Source organism: Streptomyces sp. R28 (assembly GCF_041052385.1).
In the GTDB taxonomy this organism is placed as follows: domain Bacteria; phylum Actinomycetota; class Actinomycetes; order Streptomycetales; family Streptomycetaceae; genus Streptomyces.
The window spans coordinates 1978009-2000875 of sequence record NZ_CP163439.1 but is presented as its reverse complement, the minus strand read 5'-3'; the positions used below and the strand labels follow the sequence as shown (position 1 = coordinate 2000875).

Annotated in this window: 22 protein-coding genes and 6 tRNA genes; 19 read left to right on the top strand and 9 right to left on the bottom strand. The window is 71.1% G+C overall.

Features of this window, described 5'->3' with window-relative positions; all coding sequences use genetic code 11:
• Positions 1–331 precede the first annotated feature (331 nt).
• The 4 genes from cobT to AB5J49_RS08975 all read left to right on the top strand — a co-directional run bounded on the left by cobT (position 332) and on the right by AB5J49_RS08975 (position 7376).
• Positions 332–4606: a nicotinate-nucleotide--dimethylbenzimidazole phosphoribosyltransferase gene (gene cobT / locus AB5J49_RS08990; RefSeq protein ID WP_369167996.1), complete on the top strand. Its 4275-nt coding sequence runs from the start codon at positions 332–334 to the stop codon at positions 4604–4606.
• A 251-nt stretch (positions 4607–4857) separates the two neighbouring features.
• On the top strand, positions 4858–6090 hold the full coding sequence (cobA, locus tag AB5J49_RS08985) for a uroporphyrinogen-III C-methyltransferase (RefSeq protein WP_369167995.1): 1233 nt from the start codon (positions 4858–4860) through the stop codon (positions 6088–6090).
• A gap of 63 nt (positions 6091–6153) precedes the next feature.
• Complete coding sequence (locus tag AB5J49_RS08980) at positions 6154–6972, top strand: TrmH family RNA methyltransferase (RefSeq protein WP_369167994.1); 819 nt, start codon at positions 6154–6156, stop codon at positions 6970–6972.
• Positions 6973–6983: 11 nt separating this feature from the next.
• Complete coding sequence (locus AB5J49_RS08975) at positions 6984–7376, top strand: NUDIX domain-containing protein (protein ID WP_369167993.1); 393 nt, start codon at positions 6984–6986, stop codon at positions 7374–7376.
• 43 nt (positions 7377–7419) lie between these two features.
• Here the strand turns inward: AB5J49_RS08975 and AB5J49_RS08970 are convergent, their stop codons facing one another.
• The gene (locus AB5J49_RS08970; RefSeq protein WP_369175085.1) at positions 7420–8823 is read right to left on the bottom strand and encodes a protein kinase; all 1404 of its coding nucleotides are present in this window, start codon (positions 8821–8823) and stop codon (positions 7420–7422) included.
• A 196-nt stretch (positions 8824–9019) separates the two neighbouring features.
• On the opposite strand from AB5J49_RS08970, the gene AB5J49_RS08965 reads away from it, so the two are divergent.
• The 4 genes from AB5J49_RS08965 to AB5J49_RS08950 all read left to right on the top strand — a co-directional run bounded on the left by AB5J49_RS08965 (position 9020) and on the right by AB5J49_RS08950 (position 11329).
• Positions 9020–9259, top strand: coding sequence for a hypothetical protein (locus AB5J49_RS08965; protein ID WP_369167992.1), 240 nt, complete (start codon positions 9020–9022; stop codon positions 9257–9259).
• 235 nt (positions 9260–9494) lie between these two features.
• A complete protein-coding gene (locus tag AB5J49_RS08960) occupies positions 9495–9692 on the top strand; it encodes a hypothetical protein (protein ID WP_369167991.1) in 198 nt (65 codons plus the stop codon).
• A gap of 300 nt (positions 9693–9992) precedes the next feature.
• Complete coding sequence (locus AB5J49_RS08955; RefSeq protein ID WP_369167990.1) at positions 9993–10958, top strand: phosphotransferase family protein; 966 nt, start codon at positions 9993–9995, stop codon at positions 10956–10958.
• An 80-nt stretch (positions 10959–11038) separates the two neighbouring features.
• Positions 11039–11329 carry a zf-TFIIB domain-containing protein gene (locus AB5J49_RS08950; protein WP_274237623.1) on the top strand — a complete coding sequence of 97 codons (291 nt, stop codon included), beginning with the start codon at positions 11039–11041 and terminating at the stop codon, positions 11327–11329.
• 52 nt (positions 11330–11381) lie between these two features.
• On the opposite strand, the gene AB5J49_RS08945 is transcribed toward AB5J49_RS08950, so the two are convergent.
• From AB5J49_RS08945 to AB5J49_RS08925, 5 genes are all read right to left on the bottom strand, one after another.
• Positions 11382–11453 (bottom strand) — tRNA-Val (locus AB5J49_RS08945).
• Positions 11454–11499: 46 nt separating this feature from the next.
• A tRNA-Val gene (locus tag AB5J49_RS08940) sits at positions 11500–11571 on the bottom strand.
• Positions 11572–11605: 34 nt separating this feature from the next.
• Positions 11606–11677 (bottom strand) — tRNA-Val (locus AB5J49_RS08935).
• Position 11678: 1 nt separating this feature from the next.
• Positions 11679–11752, bottom strand: a tRNA-Cys gene (locus AB5J49_RS08930).
• A gap of 39 nt (positions 11753–11791) precedes the next feature.
• Positions 11792–11864 (bottom strand) — tRNA-Gly (locus AB5J49_RS08925).
• A 178-nt stretch (positions 11865–12042) separates the two neighbouring features.
• Here AB5J49_RS08925 and AB5J49_RS08920 point away from each other — a divergent pair.
• The 3 genes from AB5J49_RS08920 (at position 12043) to AB5J49_RS08910 (ending at position 14829) form a co-directional block, all read left to right on the top strand.
• A complete protein-coding gene (locus AB5J49_RS08920; protein ID WP_369167989.1) occupies positions 12043–13089 on the top strand; it encodes a chorismate-binding protein in 1047 nt (348 codons plus the stop codon).
• Positions 13086–13907: an aminotransferase class IV gene (locus AB5J49_RS08915; RefSeq protein WP_369167988.1), complete on the top strand. Its 822-nt coding sequence runs from the start codon at positions 13086–13088 to the stop codon at positions 13905–13907. The genes AB5J49_RS08920 and AB5J49_RS08915 overlap by 4 nt, the downstream gene beginning before the upstream one ends.
• Positions 13908–14004: 97 nt before the next feature.
• Positions 14005–14829, top strand: a complete 825-nt coding sequence (locus AB5J49_RS08910) for an N-acetyltransferase family protein (protein ID WP_369167987.1) — start codon at positions 14005–14007, stop codon at positions 14827–14829.
• Between the two features lie 64 nt (positions 14830–14893).
• On the opposite strand, the gene AB5J49_RS08905 is transcribed toward AB5J49_RS08910, so the two are convergent.
• Positions 14894–15418, bottom strand: coding sequence for a DsbA family protein (locus AB5J49_RS08905; RefSeq protein ID WP_369167986.1), 525 nt, complete (start codon positions 15416–15418; stop codon positions 14894–14896).
• Positions 15419–15634: 216 nt separating this feature from the next.
• On the opposite strand from AB5J49_RS08905, the gene AB5J49_RS08900 reads away from it, so the two are divergent.
• Both AB5J49_RS08900 and AB5J49_RS08895 read left to right on the top strand, forming a co-directional pair.
• Positions 15635–16078, top strand: coding sequence for a hypothetical protein (locus tag AB5J49_RS08900; RefSeq protein ID WP_369167985.1), 444 nt, complete (start codon positions 15635–15637; stop codon positions 16076–16078).
• Positions 16079–16232: 154 nt separating this feature from the next.
• Entirely contained in the window at positions 16233–16385 is a 153-nt protein-coding gene (locus AB5J49_RS08895) for a hypothetical protein (protein ID WP_004002639.1), read from the top strand.
• 85 nt (positions 16386–16470) lie between these two features.
• Here the strand turns inward: AB5J49_RS08895 and AB5J49_RS08890 are convergent, their stop codons facing one another.
• Both AB5J49_RS08890 and AB5J49_RS08885 read right to left on the bottom strand, forming a co-directional pair.
• The gene (locus AB5J49_RS08890) at positions 16471–17031 is read right to left on the bottom strand and encodes a CGNR zinc finger domain-containing protein (protein ID WP_369167984.1); all 561 of its coding nucleotides are present in this window, start codon (positions 17029–17031) and stop codon (positions 16471–16473) included.
• Positions 17032–17398: 367 nt separating this feature from the next.
• Positions 17399–17812 carry an SsgA family sporulation/cell division regulator gene (locus tag AB5J49_RS08885; protein ID WP_004002642.1) on the bottom strand — a complete coding sequence of 138 codons (414 nt, stop codon included), beginning with the start codon at positions 17810–17812 and terminating at the stop codon, positions 17399–17401.
• Between the two features lie 191 nt (positions 17813–18003).
• Here AB5J49_RS08885 and AB5J49_RS08880 point away from each other — a divergent pair, with 191 nt between their 5' ends.
• The 6 genes from AB5J49_RS08880 (at position 18004) to AB5J49_RS08855 (ending at position 22862) form a co-directional block, all read left to right on the top strand.
• Positions 18004–18462 carry a TIGR02611 family protein gene (locus tag AB5J49_RS08880; protein WP_369167983.1) on the top strand — a complete coding sequence of 153 codons (459 nt, stop codon included), beginning with the start codon at positions 18004–18006 and terminating at the stop codon, positions 18460–18462.
• 88 nt (positions 18463–18550) lie between these two features.
• Positions 18551–18622, top strand: a tRNA-Val gene (locus AB5J49_RS08875).
• A 509-nt stretch (positions 18623–19131) separates the two neighbouring features.
• Positions 19132–20418, top strand: coding sequence for an extracellular solute-binding protein (locus AB5J49_RS08870; protein WP_369167982.1), 1287 nt, complete (start codon positions 19132–19134; stop codon positions 20416–20418).
• A 14-nt stretch (positions 20419–20432) separates the two neighbouring features.
• The gene (locus tag AB5J49_RS08865; protein ID WP_369167981.1) at positions 20433–21389 is read left to right on the top strand and encodes a carbohydrate ABC transporter permease; all 957 of its coding nucleotides are present in this window, start codon (positions 20433–20435) and stop codon (positions 21387–21389) included.
• Positions 21386–22258, top strand: coding sequence for a carbohydrate ABC transporter permease (locus AB5J49_RS08860; RefSeq protein WP_369167980.1), 873 nt, complete (start codon positions 21386–21388; stop codon positions 22256–22258). Before AB5J49_RS08865 ends, AB5J49_RS08860 begins: the two co-directional genes overlap by 4 nt.
• 10 nt (positions 22259–22268) lie before the next feature.
• Entirely contained in the window at positions 22269–22862 is a 594-nt protein-coding gene (locus AB5J49_RS08855; protein WP_369167979.1) for a hypothetical protein, read from the top strand.
• Positions 22863–22867: the final 5 nt, after the last annotated feature.

Here is a 22867-nt window from a genome sequence, read left to right as displayed (position 1 = left end):
GCGCGGTAGGCTGGCCGATCGTTGTACCGCACTCGGTCGCCCGGCACTTCGTCGGTCAATGTCCGGAAAAACGTGCCCCGTTTGGGGTGGGTGTGGTACGGCGAAACCGGAGGACGCGCAACGTGGCGCAGTCCACAGCGGCCTGTCGCGGATCAGCCTGTCGCGACGGCCGAACGGCCACGACAATGCCACTCAATGGCTTTGTCGCCTTTTTTGGGCGGGTCGTTCGTGCCGCTGGGCACGCACGCTCGTTCTTCACTGCGGGGGCGGTCGGTGCGCCGTCCCCGGTGAGCTGGTCGTAGAAGCACTAACCGATGGGCGAGGGGTACGCATGACCGACACCGGCCAGGTCCCGGGCGAGGGACTGCCGGAGAGCGCAGGCATGGTGGAGCAGCCGGGCGTCCCCGCGGCGCACGGTGCGTACACCTACCTCTCCGAGACCACCGCCGAGGACGAAGACCTGTTGCTGCCCGGCTCCCAGGGCGCCTGGGGCAATGAGGTCGCCCCGCCCGCGCCGGTGCCGGTCGTCGAGGCCGTGCACGAGCCGGACGCGCACCAGATCTCCGGCCGCGACAGCGGTTCGGTCGACCTCAGCGGCGTCCGCCTCCCGGGCCCGACGGCCCCCACGACGCCGATCCCGCCCATCACGCCCAGGCGGCCCCTGCACCTCGGCCCGCCCATCCCCGACGCCTCCGCCAGCCCGGTCCGCTCCCTCGCCGACCGCGGCGCCGTGGGCGCACCCACCCGCCAGCCCGGCCCGGCCCCGACCGGCCCCGAGTACCTCGACGCCCCCCAGTACCACGAGGCAGCGGTCCCGCAGCCGGCGGCACCCTGGGGCGCCCCGGCTCAGGCCGCCGTCCAGCTCCAGGCTCCGGCCCCCGCGCCGGTCGGCGTCGAGGCGCCGGCTGCCGAAACGGTTGTCCCGACCGGACAGCCGGATGGCGAACCGGTGGGCGCGGCGCAGGCGGTGATGACTCGCGTGGCCACGGAGGCCGGCGGTCCGGTCCCGCAGGAGGGCGTGTACGGCGGTCAGGAACCGTCGGCCGGTGACACCGCGCCGGTGGCCGGTGCGGCGCCCGGCCCGGACGCCGGTCAGATGCCGGTGGCCGCGCAGGATCCGGATGCGGGGGAGGCCGCCGGTGTTGCGGCTGCTCCGGGCGCCGAAGAGGCTGCGGACGCTGCGCCTGTCATCGAGGCCGAGCAGATCGCCCCGGCTGCGCCTGCTGCGGATGCCGACGAGGCTGCGACGGGTGCGGCCGACTCCGGTGCCGGCGAGGTCGCGGTGCCTGCGGGTGAGGCCGGCCCGGTCGCCGCGGGAGTTCCGGTGAGCGACGCTGACTCGGGTGCCGCTCAGGTGCCTGGCGCTGAAGGTGTCGCGGATGCCGTGCAGGCTGCGGGAGTTGACGACGTTTCGGAGGGCGGCCAAGGCGCTGAGCCCGGGCAGGTTCCGGGGGACTCGGTCGTCGGTGAGGTTGCCGAGGTCACCGAGGTAGCCGTCGGTACGGCAGCGCAGGGGACCGAGGTCCCGGCCGCTGAGGCCGGCCCGGTCGCTGTGGATTTCGCGCCGGAAACGGTTCAGGTTCCCGAGGCGGTCGACGCCGAAGCCGGGCAGGTTGCCGTGGCGCCCGACGCTGAGGTCGGCCGGCTCCCTGAGGGCGTCGCCCCTCAGGCGGCGCCGGTTCTCGACGGGGCTGAGCTGGAGACAGCGCAGGTTCCCGAGGCGCTCGCCCCCGAGACCGCGCAGGTCGCCAACGCCTCCGCTCCCGAAGCAGTCCAGGTCCCCGACGCCTCCGTTCCGGAAGCCGTCCAGGTTCTCGACGTTGCCGCGCCCGAGCCCCCCGAGCAGATCTCCGAGCCCGCCGCAGCGGAGGCCGCCGAGGCCGCCGAGGCTCCGGAAGCACAGTCCCCTGAGGCGCAGGCCCCCGAAGTGCAGGCCCCCGAGGCCGCCGCCCAGGTGACCCCGGAGGCCGCCCCCGTCCCGCCCGCGCCGGACGCCGCACAGGCCCTCCAGCCCGTGGACGCCGAGCACGTCGTACCGGACTCGCAGCCGGCCGACGCCGTCACCGCACCCACCGACGGCGCCTCTGCCGTCGTAACCCCCGAACCGACTCCGCATCCCCCGCAACCCGCGGACATCGAGCAGGCCGCCGCGGAGCAGCAGAGCGAGCCCCCCGCCCCGGTCGCCCTGCCCGCCGAGGTCCCGGACCCGCAGCAGCCGCAGGCTCCCGAAGCCGTCCAGGATCCCGCGCCCGCGCAGGCCCAGCAGCCGCCGCAGGACGCCGCTCCGACGGACGTGGACGCCGAAGCGCAGGCTGTGGTCGCGAACGCCACCGCCGCTGACGTCGAAGCGCAGCCCGTGGCGGTGAGCCCCACCGCCCCCGACTTCAGCGCCGAGCCGGCCGAGGCCACCCAGCCCCTCGCCACGACCGCCGCCCCGGACTCCACCGACCCGCAGCCGGCCCTCTCGGACGCAGCGCCGGTCGAGGCTCCCCAGCCCTTCGTCGCCGAACCCGCCGGTCCGCAGCTCCAGCCTCTGGCAGCCCAGCCCGCGCATGGCTCCGAGGACCCGGCGCAGCCGCCCGCGGAGTCCGGCGCGCTGCTGGAGCCCACGCCCGGCCAGTCGTTGGGCCAGTTCGTCGCGGTCGAGGGCTCGGTGCCGACCACCCCGCACCTCGCGCCGACCCCGCCGCAGCCGACGGTCCTCCCCGCAGAGGAGGCGCCGGCTCCCGTCGCCACGGTCCCCACACCCCGTGAGGGCGACCCCGAACTCGTACAGCACGCGGAGGACCTGGACACCAGGGCCGCCGACCAGGAAGACCAAGAAGCCCCCGCAGAAGAGAGCACGGCCGTGGAAGAAGTGAGACAGTCCACCGGCCCGGCAGCGCCCGCCTACGACGACGCCGAACGCGAGGCCGTCCTCAAGGTCATGCGCGAGCGCCGCGACATCCGCAACGGCTTCCGCAGTGACCCGATCCCGCACGAGGTGCTGCTCCGCGTCCTGGAGGCCGCCCACACCGCTCCCTCCGTGGGGCATTCGCAGCCCTGGGACTTCGTCGTCATCCGCTCCGCCGAGACCCGGCGGACCATGCACGAACTGGCCATGCGGCAGCGCGAGGCGTACGCCAAGTCCCTCCCCAAGGGCCGGGCGAAGCAGTTCAAGGAACTGAAGATCGAGGCCATCCTCGACACCCCGGTGAACATCGTCGTCACCGCCGACCCGACCCGCGGCGGCCGCCACACCCTCGGCCGGCACACCCAGCCGCAGATGGCCCCGTACTCCGCCGCGCTCGCCGTCGAGAATCTCTGGCTCGCCGCCCGCGCCGAGGGCCTCGGCGTCGGCTGGGTCAGCTTCTTCGACGAGCGGGAGATGGTCCGCGCGCTGGGGCTGCCCGAGCACCTGGAGGTCATCGCGTACCTCTGCGTGGGATACGTCGACGAGTTCCCGGACGAGCCCGAGCTGATGCAGGCCGGCTGGTCCAAGCGCCGCCCGCTGTCCTGGGTCGTGCACGAGGAGACGTACGGCCGTCGCGCCCTGCCCGGCGAGGAGCCGCACGACCTGCTCGCCGAGACCGTCGCCCAGATCCGCCCGCTGGACGCCAAGGCGCTCGGCGAGGCATGGGAGCGGCAGAAGCGGATGACGAAGCCGGCCGGCGCGCTCGGCATGCTGGAGATCATCTCCGCACAGCTGTCCGGTCTGTCCCGCCAGTGCCCGCCGCCGATCCCCGAGCCCGCGGCCGTCGCGATCTTCGCCGGCGACCACGGCGTGCATGCCCAGGGCGTCACCCCCTGGCCGCAGGAGGTGACGGCCCAGATGGTCGCCAACTTCCTCGGCGGCGGCGCGGTCTGCAACGCCTTCGCGGGCCAGGTGGGCGCCGAGGTCTGTGTGGTGGACGTCGGCGTGGCCGCCGACCTCCCGGCCACGCCCGGGCTGCTGCCCCGCAAGGTCCGCGCGGGCACCTCCGACATGACGACCGGCCCCGCGATGACCCGCGAGGAGGCCAAGCAGGCCATCGAGGTCGGCATCGAGACCGCCCGTGACCTGGTGGCGGCCGGCAACAAGGCCCTGCTGACGGGCGAGATGGGCATTGCCAACACGACCGCGTCGGCGGCCCTGATCTCGGTCTTCACGGACACCGACCCGGCCGAGGTGACGGGCCGTGGCACCGGCATCAACGACGAGACCCTCGCCCGCAAGACCGAGGTCGTCCGCCGCGCCATCGAGGTGCACCAGCCCGACCCGGCCGACCCCATCGGCGTCCTGGCGGCGATCGGCGGCTTCGAGCACGCCGCGCTGGTCGGCCTCCTGCTGGGCGGCGCCTCCCTGCGTACGCCGGTGATCCTGGACGGCGTCAGCGCCGGCGCCGCCGCCCTGGTCGCCCGCGCGATCGCCCCCGAGGTGCTCGCGGCCTGCATCGCGGGCCACCGCAGCGCCGAGCCGGGCCACGTGGCCGCCCTCAACAAGCTGGGCCTGCGCCCGTTGGTCGACCTCGACCTCCGCCTCGGCGAGGGTACGGGCGCCCTGCTCGCCCTGCCGCTGGTGCAGAGCACGGCCAGGGCGATGCACGAGGTGGCGACGTTCGATTCGGCGGGGGTAACCGAGAAGTAGCGGTTGCCGTGGCGCGGGCGGGGGCTTCGGCACGACAGCGCCGGGGTCCCACGTCGAAGTGCCTCGCGATTACGGGTCGTCCGTTGGTCTGTGGGCAGTCGTTCCGCAGGGCGGAACGGGTGGGCACCGACCAACGCACCCGCACCCGGCAATGAAGATCAGCCACCGGACACCTGCTCCGCTCTCCCCACCCGCCCCGTAAAATCCGCACGTCAGGGCCCTGCACCGCGTACCAGAGGAGCCGCACCCTCATGGCCGAAAACCCCGCCTACCCCGTAGGCCTCCGTCTCACCGGCCGCAAAGTGGTCGTCCTCGGCGGCGGCCAGGTCGTCCAGCGCCGCCTCCCGGCACTGATCGCAGCAGGCGCGGACATCCTCCTCGTGTCTCCCGAGGCCACCCCCTCGGTCGAGGCCATGGCGGACGCCGGCGAGGTCACCTGGCAGAAGCGCCCGTACGAGGAAGGCGACCTCGCCGACGCCTGGTACGCCCTGATCGCCACCGGCGACAAGGCGGCGAACACGCGAGCCTCCGCCGAGGCGGAGCGACACCGCGTCTGGTGCGTCCGCTCCGACGACGCCGACGCCGCCACCGCCTGGACCCCGGCCACGGGAACCAGCGAGGGCGTCACGGTCGCCGTCCTCACCACCGACGCCAAGGGACGCGACCCCCGCCACACCGCCGCCATCCGCGACGCGGTCGTCGCGGGTCTGCGCGACGGCACTCTCGTCGCCCCGCACCACCGCACCCGTACGCCCGGAGTCGCCCTGGTCGGCGGCGGCCCCGGCGACCCGGACCTGATCACCGTGCGCGGCCGCCGCCTGCTCGCCGAGGCCGACGTGGTCATCACCGATCACCTGGGCCCGCGCGATCTGCTCGCGGAGCTGCCGACGAGCGTCGAGGTGATCGACGCGGCGAAGCTGCCGTACGGCAGGTTCATGGCCCAGGAGGCCATCAACAACGCGCTCATCGAGCACGCCAAGCAGGGCAAGTCGGTCGTACGCCTCAAGGGTGGCGACCCCTTCGTCTACGGCCGCGGCATGGAGGAGGTCCAGGCGCTGGCCGAGGCCGGCGTCCCGTGCACGGTCGTGCCCGGCATCTCCAGCTCGATCTCGGTTCCGGGCGCCGCCGGAATCCCGGTCACCCACCGCGGCATCGCCCACGAGTTCACGGTGGTCAGCGGTCACGTCGCCCCGGACGACGAGCGCTCCCTGGTCGACTGGCCCTCCCTCGCCAAGCTGACCGGCACCCTGGTGATCCTCATGGGCGTCGGCACGATCGGGAAGGTCGCCGAGACGCTCATCGCCCACGGCAAGTCCCCGGACACGCCCGTCGCCCTGGTCCAGGAGGGCACGACGGCCGCCCAGCGCAGGGTCGACGCGACCCTCGCCACGGCCGGCGAAGCGGTGCTCGCCCACGAGGTGAAGCCCCCGGCGGTCATCGTCATCGGCGAGGTCGTGAACGTAGGACCGAGCCCTTCCGCGTAACCGCGGGTAACCCATCCGTTCCGAGCCGTTGGCACCGCACCCAGGACAAGGCAGTATCACCCTGTGGCCGATCTCATCACCGTCGAGGATCCCGACGACCCGCGCCTGCGCGACTACACGGGCCTGACCGACGTCGACCTGCGCCGCAAGCGCGAGCCGGCCGAGGGCCTGTTCATCGCCGAGGGCGAGAAGGTCATCAGACGGGCGAAGGAAGCCGGCTACGAGATGCGGTCGATGCTGCTCTCGGCCAAGTGGGTCGACGTCATGCGCGACGTCATCGACGAACTCCCGGCCCCGGTGTACGCGGTCAGCCCGGACCTCGCCGAGCAGGTCACCGGCTACCACGTGCATCGCGGCGCGCTGGCCTCCATGCAGCGCAAGCCGCTGCCCACGGCGGCCGACCTCCTGCAGACCGCCCGCCGGGTCGTGATCATGGAATCGGTGAACGACCACACCAACATCGGCGCCATATTCCGGTCGGCGGCCGCCCTCGGCATGGACGCGGTGCTCCTCTCCCCGGACTGCGCCGACCCCCTCTACCGCCGCAGCGTCAAGGTCTCCATGGGCGCCGTCTTCTCCGTGCCCTACGCCCGTCTGGACACCTGGCCCAAGGGCCTGGAGTCGGTCCGCGAGGCCGGTTTCACGCTCCTCGCCCTCACCCCCGACGAGAAGGCCAAGTCCCTGGACGAGGCCGCCCCGCACCGGATGGACCGGGTCGCGCTGATGCTGGGCGCCGAGGGCGACGGCCTGTCCACCCAGGCCCTGGTGGCCGCCGACGAATGGGTCCGCATCCCGATGTCCCACGGCGTCGACTCCCTCAACGTCGGCGCGGCGGCGGCGGTCGCCTTCTACGCGGTGGCCACGGGCCGCCCTCAGGCCTAGGCCGTACGGCGATGGCGCAGCGCGAGGCGATCGTCGCGGTCCTGCTCCGAGCCGACCGCGTGCTCGCCATCCGCCGCGGCCCCGCCGTGCAGCGCCCCGGCTACTGGCAGCCCCTCAGCGGCAAGGTCGAGCCGGGGGAGACCCAGCCAGAGGCCGTCGTGCGGGAGGTCCGCGAGGAGGTCGGCCTGACCGTCGTACCCCTGGCGAAGGTCTGGGAGTCGGAGACGGACGACGGTTCCTTCCGCCTCCACTGGTGGACGGCCCGGGCCGACACCGGCGACGTGGTCCCCGTCCCGCGCGAGGTCGGCGAGGCCCGCTGGGTCACGCCGGAGGAGTTCCTGTCCCTGGACCCGGTCTTCGACGGCGACCGGGAGTTCTTCGAACGGATCCTGCCCGACCTGTGACGTGTGCCTGTCGCGCCCTGTGGTGCCCGTTCGGGGACGTCTCCTACTCGGAGATGTCGAAGGTCGACTCGTAGCGATCGGACGTCAAGTCCCCGTCCAGCGGCTCGTAGCCCTGTTCCACCTGCTCCTGCGGCTGCCGTACGACGTCGTCCCCGTCGCCGCCGAGCCCGCGCTGCGGACCCTGGCAGCCCTGAGCCGCCGCGATGCCGAGCGCCACGAGCAGCGTCACCACGACGAACACGAACAGCCGCTGCCGCAGCAGTTGCGGGTTGGCGGGCCGCCGCCCCGTCCCCGTGTTCCGCGGCGCCGGACGGCCGGAGCCGCCGCGTGGCGAGGGCCGGCTGCCGTTGCCCGAACGCGGGGCGCTCCGTGCCCCCGGCACCGGACGGGCCCCGGACCTGGACGACGCGGTACCGCCGTGCGCGGCGCCGCTGCTCCTCGACGGAGCCCCGTCGCGCGCGGGTCCGGGCACCCGCGAGGCGCCGGTGCCGCGCGCCGGGGCAGAGCCCTGGGGACGTCGCTGGGCGCGCTGCGGCTCCGCATAGGTCTCGGCGAGCCGCCCGGTCGGCCGGTCCGCCTCCGCGCTGCGCGGCGCCGGCGGGCGTACGTCCGAGAGCCCCTGGGCCTCCCGGGCCGCGATCTCCTTGAGCCGCAGCGACAGCTGGAGCGTGCTGGGCCGCTCCTCCGGGTCCTTCGCCAGACACGCCCGTACCAGCGGAGCCAGTGCGTCCGGTACGCCGTACAGCTGTGCTTCCTCGTGTACGACGCGGTACAGCATCACCTCGGAACTGCCGTGCCCGAAGGGTGAGTCCCCCATCGACGCGTAGGCGAGGGTGGCGCCGAGGGAGAAGACGTCGGTGGCCGGGGTGACGGCGGCGCCGCGCACCTGTTCCGGGGCGAGGAAGCCGGGGGAGCCGACGGCCGTACCGACGTGCGTGAGGGTCGAGGCCCCTGTCGCCCAGGCGATACCGAAGTCGATGATCCGCGGGCCCTTGGGGGAGAGGAGGATGTTGGAGGGCTTGAGATCCCGGTGTACGACACCTGCCTCGTGGACGGCGACCAGCCCCTCGGACAGAGCGGCCCCGACGGCGGCGACCTCCGCCGCGCCGAGCGGGCCCTCGTCGGCGACCTTGTCGTGCAGAGAAGGCCCGGGCACGTACTGCGTGGCGAACCACGGTCGCTCCGCTTCGAGGTCGGCGGCGACGAGCCGTGCCGTACAGCCTCCGCGAATCCGCCGGGCCGCCGAGACCTCACGCGCGAACCGCGAGCGGAACTCCTGATCCTCCGCCAGGTCGGGCCGGATCACCTTCAGCGCGACCCGCTGCCCCTTCTTGTCGGAGCCCAGGTAGACGACGCCCATGCCGCCCGCGCCGAGCCTTCTGTGAAGCCTGAACGAGCCGACGACGCGCGGGTCCTCGCGCCTCAGGCGCATCATCGCCATGTTCATCCCCGCTGCCCGGTCCGTGTGACGAGCCACAGCTTACGTTTCCGTGGGCCGCCGTGCGCAGAGGCCGCGCCCTCTCGGGGCGATGGATTGTCAGTGGTGGGTGGGAGACTTGAAGGGTGGTCAGGGGGCCGGTGAGCAGGGCCACTTCGGTCCGTTTCGTCCCCCAACCACCCATCGCAGAAGGGGGATTGAGCCCGTGAAGGGTGATCGCGTGGAGATAGTCGTGGACGCAGGGGACACGACGCGCACGTACGAGGTGGTGGCGAGCAGGGCGGGCCGCCGGGTGGAGACGGCGGTGCGTCGAGGTGTCGTGGAAGTGAGCGAAGTCACCCGGAACGGCTCCGTGGTGCGTACGGCCCGGTTCATGGCGAACCGCGTCCTGGCGCTGGTCGAGCAGCCGGTGCCGCGTGAGGACAGCTCGGAGAAATCGGCGTAGACCGGGGCGTCCCCTCGGGGAAGACCCCGAGACCTAGGACCTCGTCTCCACCCAGGGGAGTACTCCGCAGGTCATGGCTCATCCTCCGGGAGGCCCGGCAATCGGTACGAGGGCATGACGCCCTGGGTGGCCCGGCCGCCTAGATTTGAGGTCAAGCGGCGGGTGCAGCACTCGTCCCCCGAGGTCAGACACCCGCCGCTGCCAACGACAACTGACACAGGTCAGGAGAGGGACCATGGCCCAGACGGCACCGCGGACACTGATCCGCATACAGCAGCGCACGACGCTGCGCCCCCGCCGTCAGGGCCGCCGCCACCCCCTGGTGGCGACGCTCATGGCCCTTCCTCTGGCGGCCCTCCTCCTCGTCGTCTTCGACGGCTGGGAGACGGTGGCCACACAGGCGTCGTCCGTGGGAGTGATGCTGGGGCGCTGAGCGGCGACCCCAGGCCCGGAAGAGCGGTCCGGGCGGGGACATCCACCCATGAAACCCCGTGGGGACGGGGGTGCGGCGGACGGCAAAAATGCCGGCGCAGCTGGGGAGCTGCGCCGGCATTGCTTTGCCTTGTGCCTCCGGCGGCAGGGCCGGGGCGACTGCGGGCGTCTCAGGCTGTCCGGTGTTTTGGGGACGGGGCCCGATCAGGGTCGCAGCGGGGGTCTGGCGGCGGCAGCCCTCAGCAGGGCTCGCCACCCCACTACCCTCGGCCCCAGGCCATCCGCACCGCAAGGGACCCCAGTGACCCCCAGCCCCCTCCTGCCCCACCTCACCGCACAAGCCGAAGCCGCGGCCCACTCACGTACCTCCGCCTGTCCCTGCGGAGCGACCGTCACCCTCGCCGACCGCCCCGACGCCACCGTCGTCCGGCACGCCGGCACCGTCGCCAAGGCCCACGCCGCGGACATCACCCCCAGCGACCTGACCCCCCGCCTCACCGCCGCCACACACCTCCCCGGCCTCCTCCTGCCCCCGCTCGCCCCCACGCCCGTCGACCTGCACGGCAGACTCGTGACCTTCTGGCCGTACGGCAACCCTGTCGACCCGGAAGATCCCGACGCGGCCCCCTGGGAAGCGGCGGCAACCCTTCTCGCCCGGCTCCATCGAACCCCCGCCCCCACACCACTTCCCCCCATGCGCGGCCCCGCCAAAGCCGCCCTCGCCGTATCCCGCCTCCACGCGGCCGCGGGCACGGACCTGACCCAAGGCACGGACCTGACCAGCGGAACCACCGCTGTTCTCCGCGCCTGGGACACCCTTCCGGCCTGGGCCCGCGCCGAGGCGCCCCAGCCCGACATCAGCACCCTCTGCCACGGCGACCTCCACCTCGGCCAACTCGTCCGTCACCCGGCCCCGGACGGCCCTTGGCTGCTCATCGACATCGACGACCTCGGCGTAGGCGTGCCAGCCTGGGATCTCGGGCGGCCGGCCGCCTGGTACGCCTGTGGGCTGCTGCCGCCCGACGAATGGGACCGCTTCCTCGCCACGTACCGCGCCGCCGGCGGTCCGGCCGTCCCCGCCCACGGCGACCCCTGGCCCGCGCTGGACGTCCCGGCCCGCGCCCTCACCGTGCAGACCGCCGCCCGGGCGATCACCAAGGCCCTGGCCGAGGGCCGTCTCCTGGACGAGGTCGAGCAGTCCCTCGTCGACGCCTGCGACCGAATGGCTTCGCTCCCCCCTGAGTTGACCCAGGGATACGCAAAGTAGGGTGCAACCGACCGCAGCCGGACAGAGTCTGTCCTGGCGATACGCGAAGCAGGACCGACCGGCGAGGAGTTGACCCGACCATGCAGTGTCCGAAGTGCCATGCGCCGATGCACACGTACAACCGCAACGGAGTTCAGATCGAGCAGTGCAGCGGCTGCCGCGGGATATTTCTCGACTACGGCGAGCTGGAGTCGCTGACCCGCGTGGAGTCCCAGTGGTCGCAGCCCGCCCCGCCGCCTCCGGCCGCCCCGCAGGCCTACCCGGCCGCACCTCAGGCCCCCGCCTGGGGCGCACCGCACGGCGGGCATCACGGCGGTCACTACGGCCACAAGCGTCACAAGAGCTTCGGCCACATGCTGTTCTCCAGCTGAGCCGCACCGAGCGCAAAGAAGCCCCCGGTCATCGACCGGGGGCTTCGGAGTGTGGACGATACTGGGATTGAACCAGTGACCTCTTCCGTGTCAGGGAAGCGCTCTCCCGCTGAGCTAATCGTCCTCGGGACCGTGATCGACCATCCAACCGAAGATCACGGGCTACTGCGTGCGCGATACTGGGATTGAACCAGTGACCTCTTCCGTGTCAGGGAAGCGCTCTCCCGCTGAGCTAATCGCGCGGGCCAGACCTTCGATGATCTGTCGAAGATCCAGTGGACGATACTGGGATTGAACCAGTGACCTCTTCCGTGTCAGGGAAGCGCTCTCCCGCTGAGCTAATCGTCCTTGGAGGTGGAGACGGGATTTGAACCCGTGTAGACGGCTTTGCAGGCCGTTGCCTCGCCTCTCGGCCACTCCACCAGGAGTGTAGGGGTTCGGGAAGATCCCCTTGTTCCTGCGAGCGGACGACGAGGTTCGAACTCGCGACCTCAACCTTGGCAAGGTTGCGCTCTACCAACTGAGCTACGTCCGCCTGTCGTTTCGGTTCGCTTCCGCGTCCCGGCGACGTGTTGAACTCTAGCGGATTCCCCGGCCAGCACAAAAACACGTTTGTGCAGCGTGCTGCGCTGCACCTGCTCAGGGATCCGTCGACGCCCCCGGAGGGGACATGGCCAGGTCACCCGCAGGACACCGGCCATAGACTCGACAGCGTGCTCGACCTCCCTCCTCTCGCCCGCTTCGGTGACCGCGTCGCCACCGGTCTCGTCGACGTCACCAGCGACCCGGCGGCCCTGGACTCCCGTGGTTTCTGGGCCGTCTGCGCCGACTTCGAGGGCAGTCTGACCTGCGCCCGCTTCCGGGACGTACGAGAGGAACCCGTGCCCGCCCCGCGGCCGGGGGAGTGGCGGGGCCCGGCGACCGGTGACTGGACGTCTTCCCTCGATCGCGCCGCGTACACGGCGGGCGTACGGCGTGTACGCGAGCACATCGCGGCCGGCGAGGTCTATCAGGCGAACCTCTGCCGTGTCCTGAGCGCGCCGATCGGCCCTGACGCCGACGTGGACGCCCTCACCGCGCTGCTCGCCCGCGGCAACCCGGCGCCGTACGCAGGAACGATCCGGCTGCCGGAGCACGGTGTGGAGATCGCCACCGCCTCCCCCGAGCTGTTCCTGCGCAGGGAGGGGCGGGTCGTGGAGTCCGGGCCGATCAAGGGCACCGGGCGCACCGAGGCGGACCTTCTGGAGAAGGACTACGCCGAGAACGTGATGATCGTCGACCTCGTGCGCAACGACATCGGCCGCGTGTGTGCCACCGGCACCGTGACCGTCCCCGACCTGTGCGCCGTGGAGAAACATCCGGGGCTTGTCCATCTGGTGTCGACCGTGCGCGGTGAGCTGCGTGCCGGTGCCGGGTGGCCCGAGCTGCTCGACGCCGCGTTCCCGCCCGGCTCGGTCACCGGTGCGCCCAAGTCGAGTGCGCTGCGGATCATCGACGCGTTGGAGACGGCGCCGCGCGGGCCGTACTGCGGCGGCATCGGCTGGGTCGACGCCGACCGGGGCATCGGTGAGCTGGCCGTCGGGATACGTACCTTCTGGATCGACCGGGCCGCGGGGGCGCTGCGCTTCGGCACCGGTGCCGGGATCACCTGGGGGTCGGACCCGGAGGGGGAGTGGCGGGAGACCGAGCTGAAGGCGTCCCGGCTGCTCGCGGTAGCGTCGGGAGTGTACGAGGTGAGTGGAGAGGGACTGCAATCGTGAGGATCTGGCTTGACGGCGGGCTGCAGGACATCGAGTCCGCCCGTGTCTCCGTCTTCGACCACGGGCTGACCGTGGGCGACGGCATCTTCGAGACGGTGAAGGCGGTGGAGGGCCGTCCGTTCGCACTGACCCGGCACCTCGACCGGCTGACGCGCTCGGCGCGTGGTCTCGGCCTGCCCGAGCCCGACCACGACGAGGTCCGCCGCGCCTGCGCCGCTGTCCTCGAGGCCAACCCGATGCCGCTCGGCCGGCTGCGCATCACCTACACCGGCGGCCACGGGCCCCTCGGCTCCGACCGCGGCGAGCACGGCCCGACCCTCGTCGTCGCTCTCGGCGAGACCACCCGCCGCCCCGACGCCACGGCCGTCATCACCGTGCCATGGACCCGCAACGAACGCGGCGCGCTCGCCGGTCTGAAGACGACCTCGTACGCCGAGAACGTCGTCGCCCTCGCCCGCGCCCGCCAACACGGCGCCTCCGAGGCCCTGTTCGGCAACACGGTCGGGCAACTCTGCGAGGGCACGGGCTCGAACGTCTTCGTCGTCCTGGACGGCGAGATCCACACCCCGCCGCTCGCCTCGGGCTGCCTCGCGGGCATCACGCGCGCGTTGGCGATCGAGTGGACCGGTGCCAAGGAGACCGACCTGCCGCTGGAGGTGCTGGAGCGGGCCGAGGAGGTCTTCCTCACCTCCACGCTGCGCGACGTGCAGGGCGTGCACCGGGTCGACGAGCGCGAACTGCCCGGGTCGGCGGGACCGGTGGCCGCCAAGGCCATGCGGATCTTCGACGAGCGCTCCGGGGACGACCTGGATCCGTGACGGACGCGGACACAGTGGACGCGTACGACGGGCGCGCGTCCATCGGACGCGGATATTCGGCTGACCCCGGGCGTCGTGGCGGGTAGAACTCCCCTTGATGACCACGACTCTGCGGCCGACCGAGCCGCTTCAGCGCAATGACGACGGAACGCGTTCGCGCCGCTATCAGGTGTGTGTGAACGGCCGCCCCGTGGGCGCCCTTCACCTCGGGACGCATCCCGTCTTCGGTGACGCGGTGGCCCGGATATCGGAGCTGCGGATCGAGGAACCGGACCGGCGACGCGGCCGGGGCACCGTCGCGGCGCTCGCCGCGGAGGAGGTCGCGCGCGGCTGGGGATGCACGCGCATCGAGGCGACGGTCCCCGGCGACGCCGCGTCGGGAATGCGTCTCGCCACGGCGCTCGGCTACGTCGTACGCAACCGCAGCATGGAGAAGACGCTCGGCGCCACCCCGCCCGATCTGCCACCGGGCAGCCGCGCTCGTCCCCTGACGGAGGCCGAGTACGGATCCTGGCTGGCCGAGAGCCATGAGGGCTACACGCGCAGCTGGGTCGAGCGCGGGGTTCCGGAGGCCGAGGCCCGGGCCAAGTCGGAGCAGGACCACGCCGCACTGCTGCCGGACGGCCTGCGCACCCCGGACGCGCTCATCAGCGTCCTCGAACACGAGGGAACTCCGGTGGGCACCCTCTGGGTGGCGTCGCGTGAAGGCTGCGCCTACGTCTACGACGTCGAGACCGACGCCGCCCACCGGGGCAAGGGACACGGGCGCACGCTGATGCTGCTGGCCGAGGCCCAGGCGATCGCCGCGGGGTACCGGGCCATCGGCCTGAACGTCTTCGCGGGCAACACCCCGGCCGAGCGGCTCTACGAGTCACTCGGCTACGAGACGAAGCAGTACGCCGTGTACAAGACGCTGCTGTAGCAGCCGACCTACGCCGGGACAGGGTCTTGCCGCGGCCGGCCCGGCCCGGCCGGACCGGTGGCGGTCAGGCGCTCGGTTCGGCCAGCAGCCGGTCCGCGATCTTCTCGATGCGCTCGCGCAGGCCCTCCTGGCTCTTGCCGCCGTCGAGTCGCTCGCCGCCGATCACATACGTCGGGGTACCGGTCACGCCGATCGCCTTGCCCTCGGCCTGGTCGGCGTCGACGATCAGGATGTGCCGGCCGTCGATCAGCGCGGTGTCGAACTCCTCGGCGTCCAGGCCGAGTTCCCGGGCCACCTCCACCAGGAAGGGCTCTCCCTTACGGTCCAGCTCCTCGACCCGGCCCAGCACGGCCTCGACGTACTCCCAGCCCTGCCCCTGCTCCAGCGCCTCCTCGACGGCCTGCGCGGCGGCGAAGGCGTGCTTGTGCTTCTCCAGCGGGAAGTGCCGCAGCCGCAGCTCCAGCCGGTCGCCGTAGCGGGCGCGCAGGGCACGGAGATCGTCCAGGGCGCTGCGGCAGTCGGGGCACTGCAGCTCGCACCAGACGTCGAGAACGGGGGCGGCGGGGCGGTCGGGGGAGGAGTCGCTCATGGGCCCAGTCTCCCAGCCTCGGCGCGGACGACCCAATCCGACCTGGTGCTTCGGTGGCCGTCGGCCCTGACCGTACGACGGTGACCGGCACCTGCGGAGGAGGTGACCCGGAGATGTCCCTGATGTCCGGCCCAGGCATGGCCGCGCGGGGTTGCCACGGTGCAGGATGGAAGGGACGAAGTGCCCTGACCCGACCCAGCCTGCCTGGAGGACCGGATGATTGCCGAGACCGTCTGTTCCGCCGTCGCCGTGGCCGGCCTGGGCATCGCGGCGGTCACGGCGTACCGCAAGCGTTTCCTCGCGGCCGCGCGTATGGCCGCGTACTCCCTGGTGCCCCTCGGCCTGGTGATGACCGGGATCGTCGAATGGCTGGCGGACACTGCTTTCAGCCCTACGGCGTGGGCGGGATTCGCAGTCCTCGGCCTGTCCTGGATGCTGTTCGCGAGCACGCGCGCGGTGGAGCGTCGCCGGGGCGGCACCCGCAAGGAGCGCAAGGAGGCCCGTGCCGCGGGCCGGAGCGAGGCGGTGGCTCCCACGGCCTCGGCGCCCTCGCTGGGGCAGGGCTCCCGTCAGGCGACCCGGCCCGCGACCGCACCCCGAGCCGAGGCCGGCGACGACTTCGGGGACATCGAGGCCATCCTCAAGAAGCACGGCATATGACGCCCGCATGCCGGACTGAAACGACACAGTGGGTCGCCGCCCGGCCGTAAGCGATCACGACTCGAACCGGACATCACGGAATTCGGCGAACTCCCGCTCATTCCGGGCGTGTTGATCGCGCGGCACGGGGCAACTGCGCCATCATCGCCGCGAGATGCTGGACACGACACAGAGCGAGGCCGCGCCACCTCAGGACGAGCCTCGTGGGTGCCTCTTCGCCCTTTCCCAGCCACCGCTGATGATCTTCCTTGCGGTGATCGGGTGTCTGCTGCTCATGGCTGCGCTGCACGATCTGCTGCTGCTCTGAGCCGTACCCGCGGTCCCCGGCGCCACCCGCCGGGGCCCGCGTCGACAGACGGGTCGTGTCGGTCTCTGCGGGCGAGTGCCGCCGCTCAGCCGGCCGCCTCCTTGCGGCGCGCCCGGTAGGCGGCCACATGCAGACGGTTTCCGCAGGTACGGCTGTCGCAGTACCGCCGCGAACGGTTGCGGGAAAGATCCACGAAGGCATGCCGGCAGTCCGGCGCCTCACAGCGCCGCAGTCGCTCCTGCTCCCCGGCCACCACGAAGAACGCGAGCGCCATGCCGCAGTCGGCCGCCAGGTGGTCGGCAACGGAGGCACCAGGGGCGAAGTAGTGCACATGCCAGTCATAGCCGTCGTGGTCCGTGAGCCGGGGGGTGGTGCCCGCGGCGGCGACGAGCTCGTTGATCAGCCCGGCCGTGCGCCGGGCGTCCGGCTCCGCGAAGACCGCGGCGAACCGGCCCCGCACCTTGCGTACCGCCGACAGATCGAACTCCGAGATGACCCTGACATCGCTGATTTCGTGCTTTCGTACGAAATCCCCGAGAGCCGCGACGTCCGGCAGCCTGTCCGGAGCCCCCTCGTCATCCGGTGCGGTGTTCACCAGATCCACCACGGCATCGAGAGCACACCGGGTGTCATGGGTGATCAGCACGTTTCGCTCCCTGGCCTGGGGTCGGGCGGGGTGCCCGCCGATGCTGGCCGATGGTAGTGGCTCACAGAGCCTTCACACCGGCCGCGCCCGCACGCGGCTTCGATTACAACGCCACAATGGCGCCAACGGTTCCCGCCGAGCCGAGCCGAGCCGAGCCGAGCCGAGCCGAGCCGAGCCGAGCCGGGTCGGGCTGATCTCCGACCGGTGCAGGCCCGACGCCACCCTCACGCCACGGCCCCGCCCCCCAGGGCACAGCAATGCCGCCCCCGCGGAGCGAAGACGGCGTTGCTGTGTGCCGTATGCGGTTGTCTTGGCCCGAGCCGTCTCCCCGAGTCGACGGCGCCGGGCGGCTTTGTGGGGCCTCGCCCTAGCTCTCCGCCAGGATGTGCGAGAGCTCCTGGTCGAGATCGAAATGCCGATGCTCCGTGCCGGGAGGCACAGCGGCATCCGTTCGCTTCAGGAAGGACTCCAGGGCCCGCGCCGGGGCCTCGAGCAGCGCCTCGCCCTCCGGAGAGCTCAGGGCGATGCAAACGACGCCCTGGCCGTGACTGCGCGACGGCCAGACACGGACGTCGCCGGTTCCGGTGGGCCGGTGGAGGCCCTCCGCAAGAAGATCGCGGGCGAACACCCACTCGACGGTTTCCTCGGCTCCGGTGTGGAAGGTGGCGTGCACGGCGTAGGGGTCGGCCGTGTCGTACCGCAGGCCTGCGGGGACAGGCAGGGAGGACTCGCTCGACACAACGAGGCGCAGGTGCAGCTCGCAGCTGACCGTGGTGTTCATAAGCGCCAGGGCCTTTCGCTCAGTGTGCGCTCGGGGATTCGCACGTCGGCGAAATCGACATGCCACCTACGGTGCCGTTGTAAACCCCTCTGAGTGTTTTGCGTGTGTTTACGTAACTCTTCCGGCCGAGAACCCGTTCGCGAGGTACGACCATTCCGGTGACTGGTTTCCGTCCGGTAGGGTTTGGCCGTATGAATACGGGGAGTAACGAGCCTGGCGGGGTTGCCATGGCGGCTGACGAGACCGAAGTGGATGGTGTGAAAGGCGACAGCGAGCGGGGCCTCGGCTCCAGAGCGCCGGAGTTCATCAAGGCGCGCCGTGCGCTGCACCTGAGCTGGCAGGTGGGTGTTTTCGTCACCGGCCTGGCGATCGTGGTCGCCGGCATCATCATGCTGCCGCTGCCCGGTCCGGGCTGGGTCGTGATCTTCGGTGGCATGGCGGTCTGGGCGACCGAGTTCGTCTGGGCTCAGCTGGTGCTGCGCTGGACCAAGCGCAAGGTCACCGAGGCGGCGCAGAAGGCGCTCGACCCGAAGGTGCGCCGCCGCAACATCATCCTGACGTCGATCGGCCTCGTGATCATTGCCGTGCTTGTCGGTATCTACGTGTGGAAGTTCGGCATCGTCATGCCCTGGAAGATCAAGGACCAGTGATCCGCGACGGGGGTGCGGGCGTCGGCCGGTGCGGGTCCGCGCTGGTCACGCGCACCCCCTGACATGGGGTAATGTTCTTCCTGCGTCCGGGCGATTAGCTCAGTGGGAGAGCGCTTCGTTCACACCGAAGAGGTCACTGGTTCGAACCCAGTATCGCCCACCCGGATCCGGCGGCCCGCCTGCGATTGTGCAGGCGGGCCGCCGTCGTTTCTGTGTGCGCCGGTCCGCGCGAGCGAGCCCCCAGGGGGGCGGTGCGGGCAGGTGTTCCTGTGCGCGGGCGGAAGCGTGCCCGCAGTGCGGTGGAGGGTGGCGCACCTCGTCCCGCGGTGCCGCGTGGGTGACGCCTCGCAAGGTCGCGTCCTCGCCCTGGGGTGAGTGAAGACGACGCCTCGTCAACTCATCGGCGACAGACGACTTTCGGCCGACCGGCACATGCGTACGACAGTCGGTTTCCCGTTCGATACACCGACCGCGCGCCTCTCACCTGCGGCATCGCTCCGCCGGCCTGACCCGCCCGCCCTCGCGTGCCGTCAACTCCCCGGGCGAGCCCACAAGAAATTCCTGTCCGAATCATTGACGCACCCCGAGGCCCTCCGTAACTTGTGCCAGCAAGCGCTTACTTGAAACGATTCATGCAGGCGGGAACGACGCTGCGGGGAGGGCCCGACTGTGGGAACCAACAGGAATGTCGACAGGCGCACGATCCTGAAGACGGCCGGCGCCACGGCGGCCACGCTCGGGCTGGCCGCGACGACCGGATGCGGCGGGGACAGCGGTTCCGGCGACGGGACGGTGACACTCCGTTACGCGTGGTGGGGTGGCGAGCCGCGCACCATCGCCATCAAGAAGACGATCGCGCTCTTCGAGAAGAAGTACCCGAAGATCAAGATCAAGCCTGAATTCACCGACTACGAGGCGTTCTGGGAGAAGTTCCAGACCCAGGCCTCCGGTGGAAATCCGCCGGACGTTTTCCAGAATGCCGTCGGTTTCCTGCGCAAGTACGACAAGCGCGGAGTTCTGCTGGATCTCAAGTCGCAGGCGGACGCCGGGAATCTGAGCCTGGACAACTTCCGCAACGGCGTTCTGGCGAACGGTCAGGTCGACGGCAAGCAGATCGGCATCCCCGTCGGCGCCAACACGATGGCGCTCGTCATCGACCTCAAGGCGTTCAAGAAGGCGGGCGTCGAGGCGAAGATGGGCTGGACCTGGGACGAGTACTTCGACGCGCTCCAGACGATCCAGGACAAGCTGAAGATCGCAGGTGACACCGGCTACTTCGGCATCATGTACCTCTACGACCTGTATCTGCGCCAGAACGGCAAGGCGTTCTTCACCGACTCCGATCTCGGCTTCACCGAGGACGATGTGACGCAGTGGTGGGAGGACGGCTACAAGCGCGTGAAGTCCGGGCTCGTCGCCGACCCGAAGAAGATCGAGCAGGTCAAGCCGAAGTCGGGTCTGTCGGCGGGGCTCGCCGCGTCCGAGTTCACCTGGGACAACTTCTCCATCCGCTACGAGGGCGAGGGCGAGTCCGACTACGGGCTCGCGCCGATCCCCACCACGGACGGCAAGGACACCGGCCAGTACCTCGGTTCGCTGATGCTCAGCGGCTTCTCCGGGACCAAGCACCCCAAGGAAGTCGCCCAGTTCATCAGCTTCATGGTTCACGACCCCGAGGTCGGCAAGATCATGGGCTACGACCGCGGCATCCTCGCCACCACCGAGCAGTACGACGCCTTCAAGCCGGCCGACGCCCAGAACAAGGGTGTCGCGGCCTACGAGGACGAGGTCGCCAAGGCGGGCGTGCTCGGGAAGATCACCCCGCACCCGTCCGGCGCCGATGTCATCGAGGCGGCGTTCCTGCGCCTCGGTGGTGAGGTCGCCCAGGGCAAGTCCAAGCCGGCCGACGCCGCCAAGGCGCTGTTCAGCGAGGCCAAGGCCGCGTTCGCGGGCTGAGGGGACGTACCACCATGACGCTCGTCAAGGAAGCGCCCGTGCGCCCGGCCGGGAAGCGGTCCGCCGCTCCCGCCGCCGGGCGGCGCGGGCGGCGCCGCGAGAACCTCGTCGGCTATCTCTTCATGTCGCCGTGGATCGCGGGATTCCTGCTGCTCACGGCGGGGCCGATGATCGCGTCGCTGTACTACGCGTTCACCCGCTACAACCTGTTCACGCCGCCCGAGTGGGTGGGGTTCGACAACTTCACGACGATGTTCCAGGACCCGCGCTGGCAGAAGTCGGTGGAGGTCACGCTCAAGTACGTCGTCGTGGCCACGCCGCTGAAGCTGCTGCTCGCGCTCGGCGTCGCGCTGCTGCTCGCGCAGAAGCGGAGCGGACAGGGCCTGTACCGGGCCGCGTTCTACATGCCCTCGCTCATCGGTGCCAGCGTCTCCGTCGGCTTCGTGTGGCGGGCGCTGTTCTCGGACGACGCGATCGTGGACCGTACCCAGAAGGTCTTCGGCGTCGACGTGGGCGGCTGGATCGGCAACCCGGACTACGTCATCTACGCCCTGGTCGCGCTGAGCATCTGGCAGTTCGGCGCGCCGATGGTCATCTTCCTGGCCGGTCTCAAGCAGGTGCCGCAGGAGCTGTACGAGGCCGCGGAGATGGACGGGGCCGGGCCCTTCCGCAGGTTCTGGAACATCACGCTGCCGATGATCTCCCCGGTGCTGTTCTTCAACGTCCTGCTGGAGTCCATCCACGCCTTCCAGGTGTTCGGCTCCGCCTACGTCGTCTCCGACACCCGGTGCGGGCCCGCCGACGCCACCCTCGTCTACACCTGTTACCTCTACCAGAAGGGCTTCAAGGAGGCCCAGATGGGCTTCGCCGCAGCGATGGCCTGGACGCTGGTGGTCGCGGTGGCGCTGGTCACGGCGGTCCTGTTCTGGTCGCAGAAGAAGTGGGTGCACTACGAGGAGGCCGCCAAGTGACCAGTGTCACCAGCCCTGTTGTGCACACCGCGAGTGAGCGGCGGCGCTTCGGATCGATCGCCTGGCACCTCGGCGCGCTCGTCATCCTCGCGGTCATCCTGTACCCGGTGATCTGGGTCCTCGGTGCCTCGTTCAAACCGAGCAAGGACATCATCGCCAGCATCGACCTGCTGCCCACCAAGCCGGTCTGGGCGAACTTCTCGGGGCTCGCGGACGGCATCTCCGGCATCTCCATCAGCAGCTTCTTCATGAACTCGCTGATGTACGCGGGCCTCGCCGTGGTCGGTGTCGTGCTGTCCAGCTCGCTGACCGCGTACGCCTTCGCCAAGATCCGGTTCGCCGGGCGGAACCTGCTGTTCACGCTGATGATCGGTACGCTGCTGCTGCCGTATCACGTCCTGCTCATCCCGCAGTACGTGATGTTCCGCAAGCTGGAACTCGTCGACACGCTGGTGCCGCTGGTGGCGGGCAAGTTCCTGGCCACGGAGGCGTTCTTCGTCTTCCTGATGGTGCAGTTCATGCGCGGGCTGCCGCGCGAGCTGGACGAGGCGGCGAAGCTCGACGGCTGCGGGCACCTGCGGACCTACTGGTCCATTGTGCTGCCGCTGTGCCGCCCCGCCCTCATCACCAGCGCGATCTTCACCTTCATCAACGCCTGGAACGACTTCATGGGTCCGTTGATCTACCTCAACACCCCCTCCAAGTACACCGTCTCGCTCGGCCTGATGATGTTCCGCGACCAGGAGGGCATCTCCAACTACGGCAGCATGATCGCGATGTCGCTGGTGGCGCTGATCCCGGTCATCGCCTTCTTCATGGCCTTCCAGCGCTACCTCATCGACGGCATGGCGACGTCCGGACTGAAGTGAGGCGGTCAGCATGGCGCAAGCGCGTGTGAAGGCCCGCAGGGCGTCGGTGTTCGGCGGCGAGCGGTTCGCTCTCTTCGCCGAGGCCCTGCTCACCGGCGTGTGGATCGCCGTGGGCTGTCTCGGGCTCGTCACCTACCCCGCGGCCTTTGCTGCCGGTGCCCGGCACCTGCGGCGGCGGACGAGCCATGCGGCGGGCGGCTGGCGGGAGTTCGTCGCGGACTTCCGTACGGCCGTTCGCCCCGGGTGGCTCGTCGGGCTCGCCGGGTGGGCCGCCGCGGCCGCGGTCTGGGTGGACGTCCAGGCCGCCCGGGCCGGGATCCCTGGTGGGCCGTTCGTCGGGGCCGTCGGACTCTTCGCGCTGATCGGCCTGGTGGTGGCCGGGCTGCGCGCGACGGCGGTCTGGACGCCGGGAGCCTCCTGGCGGGCGCTGCTCGCCGGCGCCGTACGGCGGACCCTGCGCGATCCCGCCGGGTCCTTCCTGCTCATCGCCGGTCTGGCCGTCGTGGCCCTGTCCGCGGGGTTCGTCGCCCCGCTGGCGGTTCCCGTGCTCGGAGCCGTCGCGGCGGCGGCCGTCGCCGTGGAGGAGCGCCACCGGCGCCGCTGACGAGC